Origin of the sequence: Kutzneria sp. 744, assembly GCF_000568255.1 — a bacterium.
GTDB lineage: Bacteria > Actinomycetota > Actinomycetes > Mycobacteriales > Pseudonocardiaceae > Kutzneria.
Map to the genome: position 1 here is coordinate 2,245,776 of NZ_KK037166.1, position 17,414 is coordinate 2,263,189.

Genomic DNA, 17,414 nt, shown 5'->3' on the forward strand with positions numbered 1-17,414 from the left:
CACCCGAACGGCCGACAACGCAGCGTAACAATTGCTCTCCGACCAGCGAATAGCGCCTCACAAGGCCGCAGTCACGCGACAGGGGTGTCGGAGATGGGAACCAAGAGGTCAAATACCGCGCTCTGGCGCCTCACGCTCCCCAGCGGCGTTGCACCCGACGTCCGCCGTGACGAAGTCATCAGAATATACAACGCACTGAACAAGCAGGATTCGTCCAGCTTTCCAACACTCAGAAAGGTCAGCCTCAGGCAGGCATTCAAGGAAACACACATCGACCTCTACATGCGCAAGCGAATTCCTTCAGGATTTATCCAGTTCATCCAGGGATACGCCACAGAAGACCTCAAGGCTCGATGGTTCCATACAAGCACACTGGACGCATGCCTGTTCATCACCTTCGAATCAGCACTCTTCGCCGTGACAGGCGGGCTGGGTTATCACATAATCGAGGACTTCATAGACGACGACTTCCCGTTCGAGACCGGCAAGAAGATCATTGCGAACGAGTTCAGCGAGACAATGACTCGCGAGCTGGCCGGATCCACTACCAGCAGGACCGAGACCTACCGCCGAAGCCGCTCCGTCGACAAGAGCGAAACCTTCGGCACAGTATGGAAGAAGCTCGTCGCGCGCGTCAACATTGCAGACCTCGACAAGAAAAACTACATCACAACACTGATCGATCCGAACAAACCGCCCGCCGTCGAGATCAAGTCATCCTTCGTGTTGCGCAAGAGCCTGGATCTCCAACAACTCGTGTTGCTCGCACGGGATCTGGACGAGTTGGAGCCCCTCAGCACGGAGCGCGCCGAAGAGCTTTCTTTCCTGGACAACCTCCGCGCCCTGCGAGACGCGGACCTCGAGGATCAGCTGATGCGCGAACTGGTGGACGGAATGCGCAAGAGCATCCAAGGCAGAGGTAGCGTCGACCTCGATCTCTGCGACCCCGTGGATATATCAGGCTACAACTCCGGAGCGAACTTCAAGGTTTCACGTTGGCCGCTTGAACAAAATCCGCCCGACGTGACGGACCTGCTCGCCCTGATCGCCGAGAAGTACGCGTCGACACTGACCTCCAGAGCCGACTTCTACAACACGATAATGCCTCTCAGTCTCACCTACAGGGCCGATCCCGACGACAAGTCCACTCTGGTCCGCCGAAAGCTGCACGAGTGCCTCCACGGCGAGGTGTGCCACCGTGGAAAGACCTATTTTCTGCTCGACAGAAAATGGTACCGCAGTCAGGGAGACTTCCTCGAGAACCTCAAGCGAGACTTCATAGCCGAAACCTTCTCCCCGAGCAAACCAATCCTCATCACCAACGAGCTCAATCTCACCCAATGGCTCGACGAGGACGAGGAGTCCTTCAACCTCAGACAGGGGTTCAAGGACGGCTTCTACTACGGCGACAGAATCTTCGCCCGATCAGATCGAGGCAAAGTCGAACTCTTCGACCTCCTCAAGGTCGACCACGACAACAAGAAGCTTTACGTAATCCACGCGAAAGACGGCTTCGACGCCAAGATGCGAGACGCGTGCTCCCAGATAGTCATGTCAGCAGAGGTCATATCCCGCGACCTGAAGAACGAGAAGAAGGTGCTACGCAAATACTACCGGGAGGACTGGACGAAAAACGAGGAGAACAGAAAAAGGCAAATCTCCGAAGAGAGCTTTCTCAGCTGGTTCGACTACGCCATCGTCTACGTGGTGCTGGCGGCAACCAAGAACAGGTTCACCAGGGAAGACTTCGAACACGGAAGGCTGCGTTCACACATCGCAAGGCGGGAAATCCTGGTGACCAAAAACGATTTCAAGAAGCTGGGCTTCGAATTCAGGCTGGCGCATAACTGTAAGCCGTAAGGATCAGCCGAGACCGGCGAGGAAGCGGCGCACGGCCCAGTCGAAGTCGTCCGCGCTGTGGCCGAGGGTGCCGGTTGAGCAGGCGGCCGAACGTGAGGTTGAACAGGGCGCGGTAGGCGCGACCGGCGTCGTCACGGCTGAGGCCGTACGCCTCGAAGGCGGCGGTGAGGGCCTGGGTAACCATGACGTGGTCGTGGGAGAGGAGCCTGCCGTCGACGACGACGCGAGCGGCCCAAGGGTGGGAGGCGAGGTGGTCGTGCATGGCGAGCCAGGCGGCGGGCAGGCGTTCGGCGGGCGGCAGGACGGGGTCGGGAAGCGGCAGGGCGGCGGCGATCTCGTCGGCCAGCAGGGAAAGCAGCCCCTGACGGTCGGCGATGTGCCGGTAGAGCGACGCCTGCCCGGTGTCGAGCGCGGCGGCGACCTCGGGCAGGGGAGACCGTCCACACCGGACTCGCCGGCAACGCGTCAGGCCGCGGCGACGATCATGTCCCGACTCGGCCATGCGGTCCGTGCCACGCCGATCACGAGCCACCGGCCGGCGCCGAGGGTGGTGCTGGTCCGGCCGGGAGCATCGGCGCACTGATCGTCGCTTCGGGACGGTGGAGGGCGGCGAACTGCCCTCCACCGCGGGCAGATCAGCCGGTGATCGCCTTCAGCGCGCCGAAGTAGGCCTGGTGGCCCAGGGCGTTCGGGTGGTAGGACTCGTTCAGCTTGTCCCACTGCAGGCTGGTCATCCACTCCGGGTTGCCGGAGCACAGCTCGTGGCCGGCGAAGGCGGTGCGGGCGTCGACGAACCGGAAGCCGGCGTCGGCGGCGGCGGTCTGCAGGAGGCCGTCGAGGATGTCGGTCCCGTTGTTCAAGGCCGACCGCTTGGTGTCGCTGAGCCCGACCCAGCAGTTGCCGCCGATCTTGTAGAAGTGCGGGTAGCCCATCACGACCACCTGCGCCGACGGCGCCTTGGCCCTAATGCCCCGGTACAGGTCGGCCAGTCCGCCGGGCAGCACCGACCGGCCCGTCGCCACCGCCGCGTTGACGGCGTTGACGCACGTGGAGTCGGCGAAGTTGAGGATGCAGGTCTCCAGCACGCTCACGAAGCCGACGTCGTTGCCGCCCACCTGCACGGTGACCAGCGTGGTGTCGGGGGTCAGGCCAGCCGCCGCCTGGTTGGCGACATCGGCCACCAACGCCCCGGAACAGGACTCCTCCACGTACGTGGTCGCCGGATGCGCCGCCGCCCACAGCCGGCTGTACTCCAGCGGCCCCCGCCGGCAGTCGGCATTCGGGTCGTCGTACGTGTAGGTGCCGACGCCGACGGCGTACGAGTCACCCAGGGCCACATACTTCCCCGCCGCCGGCGCCGCAGCGGCCGTGGCGGGTAACAGGATCGCGATCACAGGGACGAGCAGCAGGGCCAGACGGCGCATGGATGTCTCCGTTTTCGAAGGCACAGCGGACCAAAGGCTGACGCGATCACTACGAGTAGCAGCTCCGGCGTGACTCCGGTAGGCCCGCCCGTATCCTTCGCACCCCGGTCGGCCCGTCGTCAGAAAAAGACGCGTGCGCACCCCACACTTGTCACACCCGAGTCAGCGCGCCATCCGGCAGCACCGCGTGCACACCCCAGGTCTTGTTGGCGATCTGGGTGACCCGGAGATCCACGACCGGGCTGGCCAGCGCAAGGGCCGTGGTCCGGTCGACGCCGTACAGCGCCTGCATCCAGTCCAGCACGGCCGCCAGGGCCTGCGCCGACGCCTCGTTCAGGTCGGCGTCGAACCCGAAGGTCACCCGGCCGGCCGGGGTGGTCGCGTGCGCGGTCGGGATCGGCGGGTCGGCCACCAGTTCCAGCACGAGCCGCGTGGTCATGCCGCACTCCACCGCGGTCCCACACACCTCGCCGTCGCCCTGCGCCCCGTGGCCGTCGCCCAGGCACAGCAACGCCTCCGGCACCGTGATCGGCAGGTACAGCGTCGAGCCGGCGACCAGCTCCCGGCAGTCGATGTTGCCGCCGCCGTCCGCGCGCGGCGGGATCGTCGAGTGCTGCCCCGGCTCCGCGCGCGGCATCCCGATCACCCCGAGGAACGGCGCGAGGCGCACCGCGAACCCCAGGTTGTTGACGGCCCGTCCGTCCGCGATGTCCCAGTGCAGCAACACCCGCTCGCCCGGCACGACCCCGAGCTGGCGGTTGAGCGCGTTGTCCCTCGACGCCGCCGCCGTGAAGCCCCAGTCGTCCGGCTGGAGCGACTCCAGCCGCACTGCCAGCATCATGCCCGGCTCCGCCCCGCGCACGGCGATCGGCCCGGTCAGGCAGTGCCCCCGCGCGTTCTCGATCAGCCGCGCGCTGTCGGTGTCCGCGCCCAGATTGCCGGATGCGTTGAGGCTACGCACAATCAGCGTGTCACCCGGATCGACCGTGAGCACCGGCGCCCGGTCGCGGTCACTGTAGGTCTAGGAATTCTTTCGTACGGGTGTTCGTTATCATTGATCTCAGACCTCGGAACGAATGATTTATGTCGTGGAGAAACACTGCATAAATGAGCTGACGCACTGCGGCGACTTTCTTCTTAGTTTGCATTCTACCCTATCAAATACTTGGGTACGATTAGTCGTGTCCTAGTATTAAGTTACGCGACCTCAGGGGCCTGCTCATATAACTTGGCCCGATCGGCTTCCCCACGGCCGAGAGAATTCCTGTCGCTCAGGGCAGGCCACGCCGGCGAGCCTGGAAGACGTCCCGGCACACCGTGACCGGATCGGACACCTCGGCGACCGTTTTCGCGGCCTCGGCCGCGGCGGCCGCGAAAGTGGGATCCTCCAACACATTCAGGACCGCGGTGCGCACGGCGTCGACGGCCGGCGGGCGGACGACCACGGCGCTGCCCTGTCGGGCGGCGCGGTTGGCGAGCTCCCACTGGTCGCCGCCGCCGGGCACGGCGACGACGGGCACGCCGGCGAGCAAAGCCTTGGCCAGCAAGCCATGCCCAGCGCCGCACACGACAACGGCGGCCTGCCGCAACAGTTCGTCCTGGCCGCCGGCGCCGGCACTGGCCCAGGCCGGGAGTCCGTCCGGTGGCCGGAAGGTGGAGATCGCGGCCCTGACGTTGAGACCGTCAAGCGCGGCAAGGGTTGTGGACAGCATGTCGGCGGCCCCGCCGGTCGCGGTGGACGGCGCGATCACCACCAACGGCCCGGCGCCGGGCGGCGGGGTGAGCCCGACCGGCACCGGATCCCACAACAACGGCCCGACGACGTGCGCCTCGCGCGGCCAGTCCGGGCGGGGAACCTCCAGCGCCGGCAGGGTGGCGACCAGCCGCGCCACTGGACCGGGATCCCTTGCCGGCAAACCGATTCCCGCACGAGCGACGGCCTGCTGTCGCTGCCCCTCCCGCAGCGAGCGGGCGGTGAAGCGGCGGAGCACGGCGTCACGGAGGCGGCCGCGGACACCGGTGCCACGGGCGAGCCCGCTGCCGATCGGCGGCAGGCCCCGTGAGGGCAGATAGAGCGGATGCGGCGACAACTCGACCCAGGGCAGCCCCAGCAGCTCGGCCGCCATGCCGCCGCATTTCGCCAACACGTCCGACACGACAAGATCGGGGTTGAGCGCCTCTAGCGTCGGCACGAGCTGCTGCGCCAGCTCCGCCGCCCGCTCGTACAGCCAGTGCCCGATGTCGGCCTCGGCCCGCAGCGACAGCCAATCCTGCGGCGGCGCCTCGATCCCGGCCGCCACCGCGGCGTCGCGCCAGCCGTCGGCCGTGAGCAGGACCGGCTCGTCGCCAGCCGCCGCGAACCGCAGGCACAGCGCGACCGCGGGAAAGACGTGGCCGGCATCCGGTCCGGCAACGACGGCCACTCGCACGTGCAGCAGACTCCCACACGAAAACCGGTTGCCGCGCGGGCACGCCGGTCATAAGACTGAGCGCCACCATGACGATCCGGACACCGTTGTTCTGCGGCACTGACCTGGCCGAGCGCATCGAACGCGTCGACGCCCACTTCATGGCCCTGGCCACCGAAGCCGCCCGTGCCCGCCGCGGCGACGAGGTGCCCTTCGTCCGTGAGGTCGCCGGCGGCGCCGCCACCTTCGCCGAGCCCGACTCCCCGTTCAACAAGGTCGCCGCCCTCGGCTTCGGCGGCGTGCCGACCGCGGACGAGATGGCCGAGGTCGAGAAGGCCTTCCACGACCGCGGCGCCCCGGTCCAGGTCGAGCTGCCGACCCTGGCCGACCCGGCCGTCGGCGAGTTCCTCACCGGCCGCGGCTACCGCCTGGCCGGCTTCGAGAACGTGCTCGGCCTCGCCCTGGACGACCTGGACCTCCCCGAGCCGCCGGCCGGCGTCGAGGTCCGGCCCTGCCCCGAGGGTGGGACCGACACGGCCCTGGACATCCTGATCGACGCCGTCCTCGTACCCGACACCGAGGGCGCCGCCACGGCCGAGGAGTTCCCCCGCGAAGCACTCGGCAACGCTCTCCGTGACATGGAGGCCGCCGGCACCCGGCGCTACCTCGCCCTGATCGACGGCGTCCCCGTCGGCAGCGGCGGCGTGCGCGCCGCCGACGGCATCGCCTACTTCGCCGGCGCCGCCACCAGCCCCCAGCACCGCCGCCGAGGCGTGCAGTCCGCCTTGATCGCCGCCCGCCTGGCCGCCGCCAAGGCCGCCGGCTGCGACCTCGCCACGGTCACCACTGCACCCGGCACGAGGTCCCAGCAGAACGTCCAGCGCCGCGGCTTCGCCCTGCTCTACTCCCGCGCGCTGCTGCTACTCGCCCCCTGACTCCAGCTCGCGAAAACTCGTCACAAAAAAACTCCAGGGGTCGTGTCGATTCCGATGGACTTCCGTTCGACGCACTGATGACGGCACCGGTTGCGCTGAGAGGAAACGGCCATGGGCTACGCGGACGTGAACGGCCTGCACCTGTACTACGAGCGGCATGGCGAGGCCGGCACGCCCCTGGTCCTGCTGCACGGCGGCATGCTGACCATCGACCTGAACTTCGCCGGCCTGATCCCCACGCTGGCCGAGCACCACCAGGTGATCGGCGTGGAGATGCAGGGCCACGGCCGCACCGCCGACATCGACCGGGCGATCACCCCGGCCGCGCTGGCGAGCGACGTGGTGGCACTGCTGGACCACCTCGGCATCGACCGGGCCCATGTGCTCGGCCACAGCATGGGCGGCGCCGTGGCCCTGGAGCTCGCGGTCAGCCACCCGGACCGCGTGCTGTCGGTGGTGCCGATCTCGGCCAGCGTCCGGCCCGACGGCATGCACGAGGACCTGCTCGACCCGAGCCGGCACGCGACCTCCGACCGGCTGCCCACGCAGCAGGACTTCACCGACTTCCGGGACGCCTACCAGCGGCTGTCGCCGCACCCGGAGCACTTCGACGAGTTCCTGGCCGCGATGTCGGCCTCGGCCGCCGACCTGAAGGGCTGGAGCGACGACCAGCTGGCCGGCATCACCGCCCCGACGCTGCTGGTGATGGGCGACCACGACTTCACCACCATCGAGCACGGCGCGCTGATGAAGCGCCTGATCCCCGGCTCGCACCTGGCGGTGCTGCCGAACACCACGCACATGACCGTGACGCTGCGGTCCGAGTTGCTGCTGCCGATCCTCGCCGACTTCCTCGGCTAGAGCTGGCCGGTGCGGAACTTGTCCAGCACGCGCCGCTCCCGCTTGGTGGGCCGGCCGGCGCCCCGATCGCGGCGGGCGACCGGGATGGCGGCCTCCGGCGGGGGCGCGGGCGTGCGGTCGATGAAGCAGGTCGCGGCGTCCGCGGCGCCCACCCGCTTCTGGATCACCCGCACCACCTCGACGACCTTGGTCTTGTCCCCGACACGGGCGCGCACCTCGTCACCGGGCGACACCGAAGTCGCCGCCTTCGCCGGCCTGTCGTTCACGCGCACGTGGCCGCCTTTGCAGGCCGCCGCGGCGTCCGAACGGGTCTTGGTCAGCCGGACCGCCCAGAGCCAGCGGTCCACTCGAGTGGACTCCACCTCCCCACTATGTCATCGGTCCCCAACGGATTTCAGCCGTAGGTCGGGTGCTGCGGCCAGCCGGGCGGCGAGTCCTCCCAGTCCTGCTGGCGGCCGTAGGGCACCAGGTCGAGCAGGCTGTTGGTGAACACCAGCCGGTCGACGCCCCGCTGGGTGGTGTTGTACGTGCGGTAGACGCGGTCCCCGTCGCGCAGGAACACCGTCAGCATGAAGCCGAACTCCGCGTCGGTGTCGGCCGCGAAGGTGGTGTCACGCGAGGACGCGTACGGGATGGTCCAGCCCTTCTGCTCCCAGTAGCCGGCGATCTGAGCGAGCGGCATGTTCGACACCGTCATCCAGCTGACGTCGCTGTCCGCGAGCAGGCCGACGGCCGGCGACGGCACGTTGTCGGTGAGCCATGTGCAGCCCCCGCAGTAGGCGTCCGGGCCGAGGTCCATGAACTGGTACACGGCCAGCTGCCGCTTGCCGTCGAACAGGTCCAGCAGCGAGCGCTTGCCGGCCGGGGTGTCGAACTCGTAGGTGTCCGAGAACTCGACCATCGGCAGCCGACGTCTGCGGGCCGCGATCGCGTCCAGCATCCGGGTCGCTTCCTTCTCCTCGGCGAGCAGGTCGGCCCGGGCCTGCCGCCACTGCTCGATGGGGACGATCGGTGGTTTCTCCATGCCGCCGATTCAACACCAGGTCCACGACCTCTGCCGGCGACGCGCAATCCCTTGATCAACAGCACCGAACCACGGGCCTCACCATGCCCTGAAGTTCTTGTCGTACAACCGCTTCACAAGAATCGACGGTCCGCAACCGAGGGTCAGGACGGCCACTGATCCGTCAGATATCGGGCCACGAGGGCGGCGTGCGACAACGGGGTGGCCAGGTTCGCCACATCGCCGTTCGTGGTGTAGTCCAACAGCACCAACGACCCTTGAGCCCCGAGCTCGTGCAACGCCGCCAACTCGTCCCGCACGCAGTTGTCCAGCACCCAGCGGTAGGCCGGCAGATAGATCCGTCGCCGCGCGGTCTCGTAGTCCAGCAGCCCACCACCCCGCAGACCGTCGCGATGCCCCAGCACCGGCCCGAACCGGCGGACCGTCCTCTTGAGGCCGGTCATCTTGGTGACGGCCAGCTTCGACACGTCGACATCCCCGTCGGCAAAGACTTTCAGCGCCTGCCAGATGCCCTCGACCGACGTGCCGACCTCGCCCGGCGACAGCGGCACCGGGATGTCGCCGTGCGGATAGAACGGGCTCAGCCGGACCCAGGGTTGCGGTCCGCGCGAAGTCACGTCCACCACCGTGACATCCGCCGGGAACGCCGATCTCCGTCGCTTGCTGGCCACCTCAACGATCACCCGGCCATCCTGCCGGCCGGGCCCGACAGCGTGTTAAGAATGTTTGACATCGTGTCTAGGCTTCTTTACATTCGAGGACGTCGAGCGGGGAGGAGCGCAGCCGTGGCGTACGAAGAGAAGCGCGCGTGGATCATGCTTGTGGTGTCGGCGATCGCCTATGCGATGTACGCCGCGACAGTGCTGAGCAGACCGGGGCCGCTGGCCCAGGCGCCCTACGTCGGCGCGCTGCTGTGGATCACCGGCGCGTCGATCGTCGCGACGATCGTGCTGAACATCGCGGTGTCGATCCGCAACCCCAAGGACAGCAGGCGCGATCAGCGGGACCGCGAGATCGGGCAGTTCGGCGACCGGATCGGCCAGTCGTTCGTGGTGGTCGGCGGGGTGCTGGCGATGTTCCTCGCGATGTTCCGGATGGACCACTTCTGGATCGCCAACGCGATCTACCTGGCGTTCACGCTGTCGGCCGCGCTGGGCTCGGTCGCGCGGATCGTGGGCTACCGACGGGGGTTCCAGGCGTGGTGAAGCCGACGAAGGTGACGAACTCGATCCGGGCGCTGCGGTTCGCCAAGGGCGAGATGACGCAGGCCGAGCTGGCCGACCGGATCGGCGTCACCCGGCAGACGGTGATCGCGATCGAGCAGGGCCGGTACTCGCCGTCGCTGGAGATGGCGTTCCAGATCGCCCACGTGTTCGGGGTGCCGCTCGACGACGTTTTCCAGTATCCGGAGGGAGATTCCCCGTGAAGGCCATTGTCCGCGACCGCTACGGATCGTTGGATGTGTTGCAGCTCAGGGATGTCGAACGACCGAAGCCCGGGCCCGGCGAGGTCCTGGTCCGGGTGCGGGCGGCCGGCGTCGACCCGAGCGTCTGGCACCTCACCGCCGGCCGGCCGTACCTGATCCGGCTGATGGGTTTCGGCTTACGCCGCCCGAAAAGACCGGTGCCGGGCCTCGATCTCGCCGGCACCATCGAGGAAACCGGCCCCAGTGTCACCGAATTCCGTGCCGGTGACCAGGTTTTCGGCACCGCCGACGGCTCGTTCGCCGAGTACGTCACCGTCAAGACGAGTCGGGTCGTTCCCATGCCCGACCGGCTGACCTTCGACCAGGCCGCCGCCGTTCCCGTCTCCGCCCGCACCGCCGCGCAGGCCGTGGCCACCGTCCACTCCGGACAGCAGGTCCTGATCATCGGCGCCGGTGGCGGTGTCGGCACCTACGCCGTCCAGCTGGTCAAGGCCCGCGGCGCCCACGTCACCGGCGTGTGCAGCACCGCCAAGGTCGATCTGGTGAAGTCCCTCGGCGCCCACGCCGTCATCGACTACCGGACCGAGGCCGTCACCGGCCGCTACGACGTCATCATCGACACCGCCGGCGACCGCCCGCTTTCCCTGCTGCGCCAACACCTCATGCCCGATGGCACCTTGATCATCGTCGGTGGCGAGGGCGGCGGCAAGCTCGTCGGCAGCGTCGCCCGCACCCTCCGCGCGGCATTGCTCTCCCCCTTCATCGGCCAGCAGCTCAAGGGCCTCATGGCCACCGCCGAACGCCGCGAGGACCTGCTCGAACTCCGCCGCCTCATCGAGCAGGACGTGATCACGCCGGTCCTCGACCGCACCTTCCCCCTCGCCGACGCCGTGGCCGCCATCCGTTACGTGCAAGCCGGAAACGCCCTCGGCAAGATCGTGATCGCCGTATCCTGAGGCCGTGAGCGAAGCGGTCGAGTTCATCCGGACCACCCTGGGCATCGAGCCGACCGTGGAGGCCCTGTTCGAACGACTCGGCCGCGATCTTGGCGGCGACGAGGTCGAACGCCTGCGGATCCTCGCCACCCAATACGGCCGCATCTCTCCACTGGCCAGTGTGGTGGTCGCCCTCGACCGGCTCGGCGTCGACTGGTGGAATCGACCGCGCATCGGCTCCGAAGTCACCAGGACCAAGGAGGACGGTGCCTCCCCGGCCAAGCTGATCCAGGGCGACGAGACCCTGGACGCCCTCTGGATCTGGGCGGTCGAGGACGTCGCCGACGACGAATGGCCGCCCGCGGTGGGCTTTGTCGACGCATACATCCGCCGTCACGTCCTGGAAGCACCGGCGCCACCCAACACGAACCCGGGTGACGAGGTGACGATCTCCTGGGACGCAGGTTGTCGAGTCCTCGCGGTTGTCGTGGAACGCGACGGCCGGCTAGGTATCGACACCCGGAGCGAGTTGCTCTACTCGGTGGCCGTGGACGCCGAGGAGAACTGGCGGATCGCCACGTCGTAGCACAGCTTGATCGTGCCGTCCGGGTAGACGACCTGCTCGTCGAAGGACAGCGGGCGGGTGTCGTCGCCCAGGGGGAACAGCGGCATTCCCTTGCCCATCAACAAGGGCAGCAGCACGATCTCGAAACGGTCGACGGCGCCGGCCTGGTGGAAGGCGGCGATGGTGCTGGGGCCGCCGAGGAGCTGGGCGTCGCCGGCGGGCAGGGCGGCGAGCACGTCGGCGACGGTGGCGCAGACGGTGACGTCCTGGTCGGCGGGCACGTCCACCTGACCGGTGCTGAGCACGAAGACCTTCTTTCCCGGCCAGGGCCAGTCGGAGGCGCCGAGGGCGGGCTCGAAGGTGCGGCGGCCCATGATCACGGCGGTGCACTGGGCGAAGAACTCCTCGTGCCCGTAGGAGACACCGGACCGGAACTCGGGCATGTGCAGCAGGACGGGCCAGCCGTTGGTGTCGGCGGAGAAGCCGTCGAGGGTCATCGAGGTGTGCACGCGGATCGCCATGATGCCAACTCCTTCTGTTCGGTTCCTTGCCCCCTGGTCGGAGCCGCCCGGACGGTTCTCGACACGTGCTACGGTGTTTTTCGGCGCGATCCACGCCTCACCTCCACGAGCCGGCCCCAGCCCGGCTCCCCGCGGGGGCAAAGGGACTTCCTGTCTCGGGTCGCCGTCCGAAGCCGTCCGTTCCGGGCGCGCGCGTCGCTGGGGGATCGCCGGTCCGGGACGTGGAAGGCCGAAGACGTGACCACGAGGGGCAATTTCAAACGCCGGGTCCGGGCCCGCGCGGCCAAGACCGGGCAGTCCTACACGACCGCGCTTCGGCACTTCCGTCGGACATCGGGAGACGACGAGATGCCGAAGACGAAAACCCTGCGACTGGCGGCGGCGCGCACGACGCTGCGCCAGGACCCACGGGACGGGGATCTGCTGCGGGAGAGCGGCCGGGAGATCCGCCGGCTGATGCGTGACGCCTACGCGGCGGGCGCGCGGCTGGTGGTGTTCCCGGAGGGGGCGACCTGCTCGCCGCACAAGCGAATCATGTCGGCGGACCCGAACCGGGTCGGCCCGGCCGACTGGGCCCTGGCCGACTGGGACGTGCTGCGCGACGAGCTGGGGCGCATCGCCGAGCTGGCCCGGGAGCTGGGGCTGTGGACCGTGCTCGGCGGCGTGCACCGGCTGACGCCGCCGAACCGCCCGCACAACAGCCTGTACGTGCTGTCGGACAAGGGCGAGGTCGTCACCCGCTACGACGAGCGGATGCTGTCCAACACCAAGGTCAGCTTCATGTACACGCCCGGCTCCGCGCCCGTGACCTTCGAGGTCGACGGCGTGCGGATCGGCCTGGCGCTGGGCATGGAGGTGCACTTCCCCGAGCTGTTCCTGGAGTACGAGCGCCTCGACGTGGACGCCGTGCTGTTCGCGACGGCCGCGCCGACCGAGGTGTTCGCCACCGAAGCCCAGGCCCACGCCGCCACGAACAGCTACTGGGTCGGCTACGCCTCCGACATGGGCTCCGGCGTCATCTCGCCGGACGGGGCGTGGGTGGCCCGCACCGACGACGGCCCGGTCGCCGTCGCCGATCTCGACGGCAACGTGGAGAACCTGGCCCGGCCGTGGCGGCGCACCGTCCGCAACGGCTTCTACGAGCCGCATCTCATCCACGACGACCCGCGCAGTGCGGAGCGCGGAGGCTTCTAACGGTGGGAGAAACGCCCGCCGGCGCTCGGCGCCGGCGGGCGCAACCGTCGAAGGTCTGGTCTTTTCGGTTAATCCTGAACACCGTTAACACGTAGTTCGGCCGGCACTGTGCGTGACGAGTGGTGTTAGCCTACCGGCAAAACCGCAGGTCAGGTATCACGTTGGGTGAGTACGCGGGTACCAGGCGTGTGCATCTGCACACAAGTTTCGGGAGGCGCGTCCCGAACGAGTGTTAGGACTGTCTAAGAGCACAAGACCAACTCGCCCTGCCCGAGGAGGACGGAGCCGTGCCGAACCGGCCGCGCCACGCCGTGAACGGTCCCGACATGCCCGCGGTCGGAGTGCCGACCCAACGCGACAACGATGACCGGATCTGGACCGGCGAGCCGCTGAGCGGCGCGCAGGCGGCCGACATCGTCAGCACCGTCGTGCACCCCCGCACCCCGCTGCGTGAGCTGCGCGCCCGGGGCAGCCGCTTCCTGAAGGGCCACTCGGGTCCGCTGAGCGACTTAGGCGCCATCGCGCTGGCCCTGCTGGACGTGCTGCTGGTGTTCCCCAAGGACGCCGAGCTGTACTCGCACATCCTGTCCGGCGTGGCCTGCCTCGCGCTGGTGCTGCGCCGCCGCTACCCGTTCCTCGCCCTGCTGCTCACCGTGCCCGGCTACCTCGCCGGCTGGTCGCAGCTGGCCGGCATGATCGCGCTGTACTCGGTGGCCAAGAAGCGGGCCTGGAACTGGCAGACCATGGCCGGCGCGGTGCTGATGATGCTGTGCCGGTTCGTGGTGTGGCCGCTCGACGAGTTCGTCGGCCAGGACTGGAGGCACCAGGTGACCAACCTGCTCTGGGCCGTCGTCGACGCCGGCATGCCGCTCGCGCTCGGGTTGCTCGTCACCACCCGCAAGGAGCTCGTGCGCCGGCTCACCGAGCTGGCCGCCACCCGTGAGCGCAAGCAGCAGCTCCAGGCCCAGGCCATCCGGGCCGAGGAGCGCACCCGATTGGCCCGCGAGATGCACGACGTCGTGTCGCACCAGGTCAGCCTCATCGCCATGCAGGCGGGCGCGCTGAAGATGACCGTCACCGACGCCGACTCGCGGGAGATCGCCAACACCATCCGCCGGCTGTCCACCAAGACGCTGGAGGAACTCCGCCAGCTGGTCGGCGTGCTGCGCACCACCAGCGACGACGACGGCCGTCCCGACCTGGGCGATCTGCGCCGCCTGGTCTCCGACTGCGGCCTCGCCGTCACGCTCAACGTGGACGGCGACATCGAGAGCATCCCGCGGCCGGTGTCGGCCGCCGCGTACCGGACAGTGCAGGAAGCGCTGACCAATGTTGGCAAGCACGCCCCGTCCGCCGCCGTGTCCGTGCTCGTCCAGTTGGGCGAGGACGAACTGGTGGTGCGGGTGCGCAACGGACGGCCCCGAGGACAGCGCTCCCCTGCCCTGCCCTCTGGCGGCCATGGCCTGGTCGGACTCACCGAACGGGCCGAGCTGCTGGGAGGCAGCTGTCACGCCGAGCCGAGTCGGGACGGTGGGTTCGTGGTGACCTCACGGTTCCCGCTCGCCCTGCCCGGTGTGCCGGCGCCGCAGGCTCCCCAGCACGCATAGGAGGATCGGGGCCCCAGGGGAAGCCGGGCGCGGGACTCCCCTCCCTCATCCACCACGCGACGAAGGCCGCCTTGCTCCCGGAAACGCGAGCAGGGCGGCCTTTGTCGTCAGCGGCGAAAACCCGGGGGCGGAAAAACCACAGCGCGCAGAAAGGCCGCCTTCCCCGGTGAAAACCGGAGGAAGGCGGCCTTTCCGTGTCGAATCCGCGGGGCCCTAGAACTCGCCCTCGCGCTGAGCCCGGAGCTTGGCCAGCGCCTCGGCCAGGATCGCCTCACCGTCGGCGTCGGAGCGGCGCTCCTTCACGTAGGCCAGGTGAGTCTTGTACGGCTCATTGCGCGGTGGAGCAGGCGGGGCCTGCTCGTTCCGGCCGGCAGGAAGTCCGCAGCGTGGGCAGTCCCACGACTCCGGCTCCTCGGCCTCCAGGGCGAAGGACGGACGCGACTCGTGCCCATTGGCGCACCAGTACGACACCCGATGCCGGGGCGCGGACTCGCCGCGCTCCGACTCGCCCATCGGGCCCGATCCGACTCGGGTACCGCGGATCGCGTTACCGCCAGTCATCGACCCTCACACTCCCACAGGACGTGGTTGAACAACCCCAGTGACGGATTGGCGGCGCTCAGCCGCCGAGCTTGGCCAGCAGCCCGATGCCGATGATGCTGATGATCCAGATCGCGGCCACGAACAACGTGATCCGGTCCAGATTCTTCTCAACAACGCTGGAACCGGACAGGCTCGACTGCATGCCGCCGCCGAACAGCGAGGACAGACCGCCGCCACGACCACGGTGCAGCAGCACCAACAGGATCAGCAGCAGGCTGGCGACGATCAACAGGATCTGCAGGAACAGGTTCATCTCACCCTCGCTGTAAGGCGTATAGACGCTACAGGTTACCTGTTCCGGCCCCGGCTTCGGCGCACGGTCCGGAAAGGAGTGGTCACGGAATGCAGATCGGGGCCCCGCCGAACCTCGACCGGGGCCCCGACCTGCGACAACGATCTACGGCAGCGGCCCGCCGGCCGCCAGCGCGCACAGCTTGGCGAACTCGTCGCCGTCGAGGCTGGCCCCGCCGACGAGGCCGCCGTCGATGTCGGGCTGCTTGATCAGGTCGGCGATGCTGCCGGACTTGACCGAGCCGCCGTAGAGCACGCGGACGACGTCGGCGACCTCCTGGCCGTACTTGTCGGCCAGGGTGGACCGGATGGACGCGCAGACCTCCTGCGCGTCCGAGGGCGTGGCCACCTTGCCGGTGCCGATGGCCCACACCGGCTCGTAGGCGATGACGACCTTGGCCGCCTGCTCCGCCTTGAGTCCCTTGAGGCCGGCGATGAGCTGCGTGTTGCAGTGCTCCAGGTGGCCGTTGACCTCACGGACCTCAAGGCGCTCACCGACGCACAGGATGGGCGTGAGCCCGTGCTTGAGCGCGGCCTTGACCTTGCGGTTGACCAGCTCGTCGTCCTCGTTGTGGTACTCGCGCCGCTCGGAGTGCCCGACGACCACGTAGGTGCAGCCCAGCTTGGCCAGCTGCATGCCCGACACGTCGCCGGTGTACGCGCCCGAGTCGTGCGGCGACAGGTCCTGCGCGCCGTACTTGAGCAGCATCTTGTCGCCGTCGATCAGGGTCTGCACGCTGCGCAGCGAGATGAACGGCGGCAGCACCGCCACCTCGACCTTGGCGAAGTACTTCTCCGGCAGCGAGAAGGCGATCTTCTGGGTGAGTCCGATGGCCTCGAGGTGCGTGAGGTTCATCTTCCAGTTGCCGGCCACCAGCGGAAGGCGGGCCATCAGTCCTCCAAGACCTTCACGCCGGGGAGCTCCTTGCCCTCCAGGTACTCCAGCGACGCGCCGCCGCCGGTGGAGATGTGCGAGAAGCCGTCCTCGGGCAGACCCAGCCGGCGCACGGCCGCGGCGGAGTCGCCCCCGCCGACCACGGTGAACGCGTCGGAGTCGACCAGCGCCTGCGCGATGGCACGGGTGCCTTCGGCGAACGCGGCGAACTCGAACACGCCCATCGGGCCGTTCCAGAACACGGTCCTGGCGTCGGCCAGCTTGCTCGCGAACAGCTCGCGCGTGGCCGGGCCGATGTCCAGGCCCTCCCGGTCGGCCGGGATGGCGTCGGTGGACACGACCTCGAACGGCGCGTCCTCAGCGAAGGTCGTCGCGGCCAGCACGTCGACCGGCAGCACCAGCTCGACGCCGCGCTTGTCGGCCTCGGCCAGGAAGCCCCTGACCTGGTCGAGCTGGTCGGCCTGCAACAGCGAGTTGCCGACCTCCTTGCCCTGCGCCTTGAGGAAGGTGTACGCCATGCCGCCGCCGATGAGCAGCCGGTCGACCTTGGTCAGCAGGTTGGCGATGACGCCGAGCTTGTCGGACACCTTCGCGCCGCCGAGCACCACCACGTACGGGCGGGCCGTGTCGTCGGTGAGCTTGCGCAGCACCTCGACCTCGGCCAGCACCAGGCCGCCGGCGTAGTGCGGCAGCTTGGCCGCCACGTCGTAGACCGAGGCCTGCTTGCGGTGCACGACGCCGAAGCCGTCGGACACGAAGGCGGCCTTGTCGCCGACCAGCGACACCAGGTCGTCGGCGAGCGACTCGCGCTCGCCGGCGTCCTTGCTGGTCTCGCGCGGGTCGAAGCGGATGTTCTCCAGCAGCG

The 17,414-nt window shown here is 68.5% G+C and carries 21 protein-coding genes; 10 read left to right on the plus strand and 11 right to left on the minus strand.

Annotated features, from left to right (window positions below):
* Window positions 1-93 precede the first annotated feature (93 nt).
* Window positions 94-1,860, plus strand: a complete 1,767-nt coding sequence (locus KUTG_RS09980; protein WP_232241438.1) for a DUF6119 family protein — start codon at window positions 94-96, stop codon at window positions 1,858-1,860.
* 67 nt (window positions 1,861-1,927) lie between these two features.
* Complete coding sequence (locus KUTG_RS63365) at window positions 1,928-2,443, plus strand: hypothetical protein (RefSeq protein ID WP_232240739.1); 516 nt, start codon at window positions 1,928-1,930, stop codon at window positions 2,441-2,443.
* Between the two features lie 52 nt (window positions 2,444-2,495).
* Here KUTG_RS63365 and KUTG_RS09990 read toward each other — a convergent pair whose 3' ends face one another.
* The 3 genes from KUTG_RS09990 to KUTG_RS10000 all read right to left on the minus strand — a co-directional run bounded on the left by KUTG_RS09990 (window position 2,496) and on the right by KUTG_RS10000 (window position 5,713).
* Window positions 2,496-3,284, minus strand: a complete 789-nt coding sequence (locus KUTG_RS09990) for an SGNH/GDSL hydrolase family protein (protein WP_052394287.1) — start codon at window positions 3,282-3,284, stop codon at window positions 2,496-2,498.
* Window positions 3,285-3,435: 151 nt separating this feature from the next.
* Window positions 3,436-4,278, minus strand: coding sequence for an acetamidase/formamidase family protein (locus KUTG_RS09995; RefSeq protein ID WP_084579128.1), 843 nt, complete (start codon window positions 4,276-4,278; stop codon window positions 3,436-3,438).
* Window positions 4,279-4,555: 277 nt separating this feature from the next.
* Window positions 4,556-5,713 carry a glycosyltransferase gene (locus KUTG_RS10000; protein ID WP_043716483.1) on the minus strand — a complete coding sequence of 386 codons (1,158 nt, stop codon included), beginning with the start codon at window positions 5,711-5,713 and terminating at the stop codon, window positions 4,556-4,558.
* 68 nt (window positions 5,714-5,781) lie between these two features.
* Between KUTG_RS10000 and KUTG_RS10005 the strand changes: the two genes are divergently transcribed.
* On the plus strand, window positions 5,782-6,627 hold the full coding sequence (locus KUTG_RS10005; RefSeq protein WP_043716484.1) for a GNAT family N-acetyltransferase: 846 nt from the start codon (window positions 5,782-5,784) through the stop codon (window positions 6,625-6,627).
* A 111-nt stretch (window positions 6,628-6,738) separates the two neighbouring features.
* Window positions 6,739-7,488 (plus strand): alpha/beta fold hydrolase, encoded by a 750-nt coding sequence (locus KUTG_RS10010; protein WP_043716485.1) that lies wholly within the window; start codon window positions 6,739-6,741, stop codon window positions 7,486-7,488.
* Here KUTG_RS10010 and KUTG_RS10015 read toward each other — a convergent pair.
* The 3 genes from KUTG_RS10015 to KUTG_RS10025 form a co-directional block, all read right to left on the minus strand.
* Window positions 7,485-7,850, minus strand: coding sequence for an RNA-binding S4 domain-containing protein (locus KUTG_RS10015; RefSeq protein WP_084579130.1), 366 nt, complete (start codon window positions 7,848-7,850; stop codon window positions 7,485-7,487). The genes KUTG_RS10010 and KUTG_RS10015 overlap by 4 nt on opposite strands.
* Before the next feature lie 32 nt (window positions 7,851-7,882).
* Entirely contained in the window at window positions 7,883-8,512 is a 630-nt protein-coding gene (locus KUTG_RS10020; protein WP_043716487.1) for a DUF899 family protein, read from the minus strand.
* A gap of 143 nt (window positions 8,513-8,655) precedes the next feature.
* Window positions 8,656-9,195: a DUF6939 family protein gene (locus tag KUTG_RS10025; RefSeq protein ID WP_043716488.1), complete on the minus strand. Its 540-nt coding sequence runs from the start codon at window positions 9,193-9,195 to the stop codon at window positions 8,656-8,658.
* Between the two features lie 102 nt (window positions 9,196-9,297).
* On the opposite strand from KUTG_RS10025, the gene KUTG_RS10030 reads away from it, so the two are divergent.
* Genes KUTG_RS10030 through KUTG_RS10045 form a run of 4 tightly spaced genes read left to right on the plus strand, consistent with a single transcriptional unit; the run spans window position 9,298 to window position 11,459 of the window.
* Window positions 9,298-9,717 (plus strand): hypothetical protein, encoded by a 420-nt coding sequence (locus KUTG_RS10030; protein ID WP_043716489.1) that lies wholly within the window; start codon window positions 9,298-9,300, stop codon window positions 9,715-9,717.
* Window positions 9,711-9,938 (plus strand): helix-turn-helix transcriptional regulator, encoded by a 228-nt coding sequence (locus KUTG_RS10035; protein WP_043716490.1) that lies wholly within the window; start codon window positions 9,711-9,713, stop codon window positions 9,936-9,938. Before KUTG_RS10030 ends, KUTG_RS10035 begins: the two co-directional genes overlap by 7 nt.
* Window positions 9,935-10,894, plus strand: a complete 960-nt coding sequence (locus tag KUTG_RS10040) for an NAD(P)-dependent alcohol dehydrogenase (RefSeq protein ID WP_043716492.1) — start codon at window positions 9,935-9,937, stop codon at window positions 10,892-10,894. Before KUTG_RS10035 ends, KUTG_RS10040 begins: the two co-directional genes overlap by 4 nt.
* A 4-nt stretch (window positions 10,895-10,898) precedes the next feature.
* The gene (locus tag KUTG_RS10045; protein WP_043716493.1) at window positions 10,899-11,459 is read left to right on the plus strand and encodes a hypothetical protein; all 561 of its coding nucleotides are present in this window, start codon (window positions 10,899-10,901) and stop codon (window positions 11,457-11,459) included.
* On the opposite strand, the gene KUTG_RS10050 is transcribed toward KUTG_RS10045, so the two are convergent.
* Window positions 11,408-11,959: a dihydrofolate reductase family protein gene (locus KUTG_RS10050; RefSeq protein ID WP_043716495.1), complete on the minus strand. Its 552-nt coding sequence runs from the start codon at window positions 11,957-11,959 to the stop codon at window positions 11,408-11,410. The two genes, KUTG_RS10045 and KUTG_RS10050, sit on opposite strands and share 52 nt — an antisense overlap.
* A 237-nt stretch (window positions 11,960-12,196) precedes the next feature.
* Between KUTG_RS10050 and KUTG_RS10055 the strand changes: the two genes are divergently transcribed.
* Both KUTG_RS10055 and KUTG_RS10060 read left to right on the plus strand, forming a co-directional pair.
* Window positions 12,197-13,153: a carbon-nitrogen hydrolase family protein gene (locus tag KUTG_RS10055; protein WP_043716496.1), complete on the plus strand. Its 957-nt coding sequence runs from the start codon at window positions 12,197-12,199 to the stop codon at window positions 13,151-13,153.
* Window positions 13,154-13,479: 326 nt separating this feature from the next.
* Window positions 13,480-14,760: a sensor histidine kinase gene (locus KUTG_RS10060; protein WP_084581048.1), complete on the plus strand. Its 1,281-nt coding sequence runs from the start codon at window positions 13,480-13,482 to the stop codon at window positions 14,758-14,760.
* A 213-nt stretch (window positions 14,761-14,973) separates the two neighbouring features.
* Here KUTG_RS10060 and KUTG_RS10065 read toward each other — a convergent pair whose 3' ends face one another.
* The 4 genes from KUTG_RS10065 to pgk form a co-directional block, all read right to left on the minus strand.
* Complete coding sequence (locus KUTG_RS10065; RefSeq protein WP_043716497.1) at window positions 14,974-15,321, minus strand: RNA polymerase-binding protein RbpA; 348 nt, start codon at window positions 15,319-15,321, stop codon at window positions 14,974-14,976.
* Between the two features lie 58 nt (window positions 15,322-15,379).
* Entirely contained in the window at window positions 15,380-15,616 is a 237-nt protein-coding gene (gene secG, locus KUTG_RS10070; RefSeq protein WP_043716498.1) for a preprotein translocase subunit SecG, read from the minus strand.
* A 144-nt stretch (window positions 15,617-15,760) separates the two neighbouring features.
* Entirely contained in the window at window positions 15,761-16,546 is a 786-nt protein-coding gene (gene tpiA / locus KUTG_RS10075) for a triose-phosphate isomerase (protein WP_043716499.1), read from the minus strand.
* Window positions 16,546-17,414, minus strand: an 869-nt coding sequence (gene pgk / locus KUTG_RS10080; protein WP_043716500.1) for a phosphoglycerate kinase, incomplete at its 5' end; no start/stop codon positions are given. The genes pgk and tpiA, both read right to left, overlap by 1 nt.

What these genes read in the sequence shown, in the direction of transcription:
- KUTG_RS10020 (WP_043716487.1), bottom strand. Translation starts at nt 8,512, where the DNA reads ATGGAGAAACCACCGATCGTCCCCATCGAGCAGTGGCGGCAGGCCCGG.
- KUTG_RS10010 (WP_043716485.1), top strand. Translation starts at nt 6,739, where the DNA reads ATGGGCTACGCGGACGTGAACGGCCTGCACCTGTACTACGAGCGGCAT.
- tpiA (WP_043716499.1), bottom strand. Translation starts at nt 16,546, where the DNA reads ATGGCCCGCCTTCCGCTGGTGGCCGGCAACTGGAAGATGAACCTCACG.
- KUTG_RS10050 (WP_043716495.1), bottom strand. Translation starts at nt 11,959, where the DNA reads ATGGCGATCCGCGTGCACACCTCGATGACCCTCGACGGCTTCTCCGCC.
- KUTG_RS10005 (WP_043716484.1), top strand. Translation starts at nt 5,782, where the DNA reads ATGACGATCCGGACACCGTTGTTCTGCGGCACTGACCTGGCCGAGCGC.
- KUTG_RS10065 (WP_043716497.1), bottom strand. Translation starts at nt 15,321, where the DNA reads ATGACTGGCGGTAACGCGATCCGCGGTACCCGAGTCGGATCGGGCCCG.
- KUTG_RS09990 (WP_052394287.1), bottom strand. Translation starts at nt 3,284, where the DNA reads ATGCGCCGTCTGGCCCTGCTGCTCGTCCCTGTGATCGCGATCCTGTTA.
- secG (WP_043716498.1), bottom strand. Translation starts at nt 15,616, where the DNA reads ATGAACCTGTTCCTGCAGATCCTGTTGATCGTCGCCAGCCTGCTGCTG.
- KUTG_RS09980 (WP_232241438.1), top strand. Translation starts at nt 94, where the DNA reads ATGGGAACCAAGAGGTCAAATACCGCGCTCTGGCGCCTCACGCTCCCC.
- KUTG_RS10060 (WP_084581048.1), top strand. Translation starts at nt 13,480, where the DNA reads ATGCCCGCGGTCGGAGTGCCGACCCAACGCGACAACGATGACCGGATC.